The organism is candidate division WOR-3 bacterium, from assembly GCA_029858255.1.
Taxonomy (GTDB): domain Bacteria; phylum Hydrothermota; class Tepidihabitantia; order SM23-42; family SM23-42; genus SM23-42.
Genome location: JAOUFJ010000062.1, coordinates 1 through 5,216, shown reverse-complemented (window position 1 = coordinate 5,216; position 5,216 = coordinate 1). Strand labels below are relative to the sequence as shown.

Annotated in this window: 4 protein-coding genes; 3 read left to right on the top strand and 1 reads right to left on the bottom strand. The window is 44.0% G+C overall.

Features of this window, described 5'->3' with window-relative positions; translation table 11 throughout:
- Window positions 1-136: 136 nt before the first annotated feature.
- The 3 genes from OEV79_12280 (at window position 137) to OEV79_12270 (ending at window position 4,135) form a co-directional block, all read left to right on the top strand.
- Window positions 137-1,171, top strand: coding sequence for a serine hydrolase (locus tag OEV79_12280; GenBank protein MDH4212212.1), 1,035 nt, complete (start codon window positions 137-139; stop codon window positions 1,169-1,171).
- A 331-nt stretch (window positions 1,172-1,502) separates the two neighbouring features.
- A complete protein-coding gene (locus OEV79_12275; GenBank protein MDH4212211.1) occupies window positions 1,503-3,392 on the top strand; it encodes a sensor histidine kinase in 1,890 nt (629 codons plus the stop codon).
- A gap of 89 nt (window positions 3,393-3,481) precedes the next feature.
- Window positions 3,482-4,135 (top strand): response regulator transcription factor, encoded by a 654-nt coding sequence (locus tag OEV79_12270; protein ID MDH4212210.1) that lies wholly within the window; start codon window positions 3,482-3,484, stop codon window positions 4,133-4,135.
- Window positions 4,136-4,606: 471 nt separating this feature from the next.
- On the opposite strand, the gene OEV79_12265 is transcribed toward OEV79_12270, so the two are convergent.
- The coding region (locus OEV79_12265; GenBank protein ID MDH4212209.1) for a T9SS type A sorting domain-containing protein at window positions 4,607-5,216 on the bottom strand (610 nt) is incomplete at its 5' end.

Below are 5,216 nucleotides of genomic sequence, written 5' to 3'. Positions count from 1 at the left end.
GTGTTGTGCTCTCCATGTCTCCTCCTCGGGGCACTCAATCATACCCCTTTTTGGACGGAGCACAACCCTAAGAGTGTCTACTAAATTCTAGCCAATGTGTCCCACATGTGCTGAAACAGAACATATAAGGGACAATATGACACTCTATAACTCACTCTACACATTTGGTGAAGACTCTCCCATACCACTGGACACCTTCCTTTACAACTACCTTACACCAAGCGGAATCTATTATGACAGCGCAGCGAACTTCATCAACACACCTCCGGGTAGCGTACATGATTACAGTAACGTCGGTGCTGCTCTGATCGGATATTTGGTAGAGGTGATCGAAGACAGTTTCCCTGTTCACTGCCAGGATTCGATCTTTCATCCAATAGAAATGAACGAAACTGGGTGGTTCCTGGCAAATCTTGATACCAGTAACATTGCGATGCCCTATCACTGGAATGGCACGTATTATAGCCCCATAGGTCATTATGGTTTTCCAACGTATCCTGACGGACAACTCAGAACGAGCTTAGCACAATTAGTTCGGTACTTGACCGCCTTCAGACAATACGGGCATCTCGAGGGCGACACGATCCTGGACAGTACGACGGTCGAACTCATGACCACCGTACAGTACGAAATAAGTACCAGCCTGGGAATAGGACTGATCTGGTTCTACGAGCATCTTTTGGGAATGAGGTGGATATGGCGACACTACGGCAATGACTATGGAGTCGCCACGACGATCGCTTTCTGCCCAGCGGAGAATTCGGCAGTAATAGTGTTGACTAATGGCGAATCTCTATATGGCGCTGGAGCAATAATGTATTACCTCTTCGAATATGCGCTAGAATACGGTATCGTGGAGAATCAAATCACACCAGTCACAACTATTTACCTGCAGGTCAACCCGAACCCCTTCACACGCCAAATCGATATCAGATATCAGATAATTGATGACAGAATGACAAACAGTGAAGTAGATATGACCCTGCGGATATACGATGCAAGTGGTAGATTGGTCAGGGATTTTGGGCGGTTATCTGTTATCGGTTACCAGTCATCAGTGAAGTGGGACGGTACGGACCAGGCTGATCGTCAGTTAGGCAGCGGTGTTTATTTTGTGAGTTTATCAGCAGGCAGTCATACTGAATCGCAAAAATTACTTCTGGTAAGGTAACGCATCATCCGATGCCCGGTCAAAGCCCCCGTAGCCGCTTGCGGGTGCGGGGGCCGATCGAAAGCATACAGGAATCAAGCCCTTTTTTTGGATATTGACAGATATAATACTATGTATACAATTGACGTAGAATATACAAGTAATTGAGAACCCAGTACTAAAACATAGAATACAGGAGGTAATAACATGAGGTGCGTAAATCCTGTGGTAGTTTTGTCAAAGTACAGTTGTTTCATATCGTATGGGTATTGTCCTAAAAAACACGGCGGATTTGAATACGATATCGCAATAACTCATTTCATATGTCAATTCCGAATTTGTGCAAAAAACCATGACTCAGAATAAGAAAGCACAGAACGTGAAGAGATCGAAAACCCGCAATACCAATGCGGACAACAGAGGTTGTGGCACGAAAAGAGTCGACGCCTTATTAGAATCGGCGAATAAACTTCGCATATCGGATCCTAAGAAAACGATAAATATCGCCAAGCGCAGTCTATTGTTAGCCAGGAAATCAAAGTACAAAAAGGGCATTGCTGACAGCCATGGTGTAATGTGCAGCGCTTACAGAATCGCATCTGAATACTCACAGGCGAAGGGACACTGTAAAAAGGCGATTGAAATATATAATGAGATCAACGATGAAAAGGGACGGGCACTGAGTCTGCTTAATTGCGGCATTATCCACACTGAAATCGGCGACTACAAAAATGCACTGCAATACTATATTGAAGCCTTAAGAATTTACGATATAAGAGGAGACAAAGTCGGAAGCGCACAGGTACTGCTTGATATGGGAGTCATGTCTTCTCGCCAAAATGACATCAAACAAGGAACAAATTACTTCCTTCAAGCTCTCAAATTCTTTGAATCGGCAAATAGCCATCGAGATATTGCAGCAACCTGTCTGAATGTTGGAGTAAACTACTGCGAAAGGGGTGATCATAATAGGGCACTTAGGCATTTTCTCAGAAGTCTAAGAATCTTTAAAAAGATCAACGACAAAAAAGGCTGTGCGCTTTGTCATCAAAACATAGGAGAATTTTATTTCAATCAAGGCAACAACAAAAAAGCGCTTGAGTATCTTGGAAAGGCGATAGAAATCTTCAATACGATCGGAGATAAATACGGTATTGCCAGAACTCAACTTGCGTTGGGAAATGTCTATATGAAATTGCGGAAGTATACGAAGGCGCTTGTTTCTTTTGAAAATAGTCTGCAATACGCAAGAGAGAAGCGCGCAAAGGACGTTCAGATCGAAGCATATGAGAATCTGGCGATATTATACGAGAAACAATGCGATCACAGAAAAGCGCTGCGTAATTACAAATATTACCACAGACTCACGCAAGAAGTTTTCAACACAACCAAAAGCAGACAGATCGCAACCATGCGGACGCGGTATGAGACTGAAAAGAAAGAAAAGGAGGCCGAAGTCTCACAACTCAAAAATGTCAAACTCCGTAAGGAAATCAAGCAACGTAAGACAGCAGAAAAGGAACTGAAAAAACACCGCGATCACCTGGAGCAATTAGTGGAAGAACGTACTGCAGACCTTCGGTCACTCGCCCATGAACTCTCTCTGGTCGAAGAAAAACAGCGTCGCAAGATTGCCACCTACCTCCACGATGACATAAGCCAAGCATTGGCGCTTGCCACAGTAAAATTGCAGTCTATGCGAGAAGAAAGATCTATTCCCGAAATACTGAAGGCGATAGAGGAAGTTGAAGAGATAATAGAACAGACTAACCAGCGGGCACGTTCGCTCACATTTGAAATCAGCCCCCCAATTCTCTATGATCTGGGTCTCGAACCGGCGTTGGAGTGGCTAGCAGGCCAATTCAGCAAAAAACACGGTATTGAGTGTGCTTTTTCCTGTGACCGGCAACCGAAACCGATGAGCAATGACACCAGGGTGATTCTCTTTCAATCGGTGCGCGAGCTGCTAACGAATGTCGTTAAGCACGCACGAGCGAGCGAAGTAATGGTATCTGTTTTTAAGGACGATAACACGATTAGAATAGAAGTCAAAGATAATGGCAATGGTTTTAACCATCGTATCTTGGAACAGAAGTCTAAGAAAAATGAAGGCTTCGGCTTATTCAATCTAAGAGAACGTTTGCGGCACATGCGTGGCAAACTCCAAATTTCATCCAAGGTCGGTCAAGGAACTTCGGTCGCGCTCGTCGCACCCCTGGAAATTTTGTCTCAAAGGACTTGAAAACTTAATGCAGAGTACAGCATACTTCAAATCAAAATCCATTTCGAATTCACATGTTAGAAGAATAGAGAAAGAATGAAAGGGAAAGAATGAGTATAAGTGTATTACTTGCGGATGATCACACTTTATTTCGTGAAGGCATGCGTAGCCTGCTCCATAAGGAACTTAATATAAAAGTAGTTGGTGAGGCCGAAAATGGCAGAGAAGCTGTGAAACTTGCACTTGAACTCAAGCCTGATGTCATAGTAATGGATATCACAATGCCAGACCTGAATGGCATGGAGGCGACCCGTAAAATCAAGAAAGTAATTCCACAGACAAAAGTAATTTGTCTATCTATGCACTCAGATAGGCGATATGTTGTCGATATGTTCCGCGCTGGCGCTACGGGATATCTGATCAAAAGTTGTGCCTATAAGGAATTGAATAACGCCATCCATATTGTTGCTGCAAATCAAGTATACATTAGTCCGCAGATAGCACACATCATCGTGGACGCTGGTATTGGTGAACAACAACCTAAGAATGGCAATATTAAGTGGACCCTGACACCGCGAGAGCGAGAAATTCTTCAACTAATAGCCGAGGGGAAGAATACAAAATACATCGCACACCACTTGCACAAGAGCACAAAAACGGTCGAGACGCATCGCAGAAATATCATGAAAAAACTGAAGCTTACGAGCATCGCCGAGCTCACCAAATTCGCAATCAACGAGGGCATAATTTCACTCGACAGTTGACACATCCTGAGCCATCAACGTGCAGACTCCCATATCATGTTCTAAGGATATCCGAAGTCCAATTTAAGGAATTTACCGATTGCGGTAACGCAATAACACGAGTATAATATAATTAGGAAGAATTGTAGATTTGTAGATTAGCAGATTTGTAGATTTGTTAATTGAGGGGAGCCACGCGTGGCTGGAGGTACAGCACGGAATGTCCGTGGCTGTACTATTTAAGCGGCTGGGAGTGCGGCCAGCATGTTCTGGTATTCTGGTAATTACCAGAATACCAGAGTTGGATAGTTGCGTGAATCAACCAATCAGATAACTCGGGATATAGTATTTTGGCATCGACTTGTTGAAACCAACTATGACCAATATTAACCGATATGTATTAACCCATAACGACTGATAACGTGAGCGTGGAAAGGCATTATCCGACATTCCGAGAATTACGGAATGACGGAATGAAGTTATTTAGTGATATTATCTGAGTAGTAGGAGTTTTTTCGTGATGTTTGTATCTTCAGTAGTCAGTTCGATAAAATATACGCCTGAAGGGCACGCGTTTCCTCTTACATCTCCCCCATCCCAGACCACTGACGTGGAACTTAATAAGTAAGAATTGGGAAGTAAGAAGGATTTAAGCAAACGTCCCGCAGCGTCGTAGATGTTCAGTGTCAGTTCCTGTATCGTGCGGTCTGTATCGTGAATCATGCATCGTATTTGTGTTTGCTTCGAGAAAGGATTGGGATAGATACTACAGATCGTCACCGATCCTGGTGTCTCAGGAGTATCATCTTCAGCCACGCCGACCTGTACTACAGGTACGTCTGCCTCACAACGGTAGTGATTCGCTTTGGTGACCGTCACCCTGAGCGTTTCTCCCCCACTCTGCGGGCTGATAGTTATATTTACCGGGTATCCAGTTCCTTCGGCAACACCAATTATTTCGCCGTCAACCGTAAGCGCAATAACCGAACTATCATCTGCGCTGATCGTAAAGAAATCCTGGCCAGCCGGCAACACACTATCGTGAATGACAGCCAAACTCTGAGGTACCTCGGAGTACAAAGTCATGAAAACATCACCATGA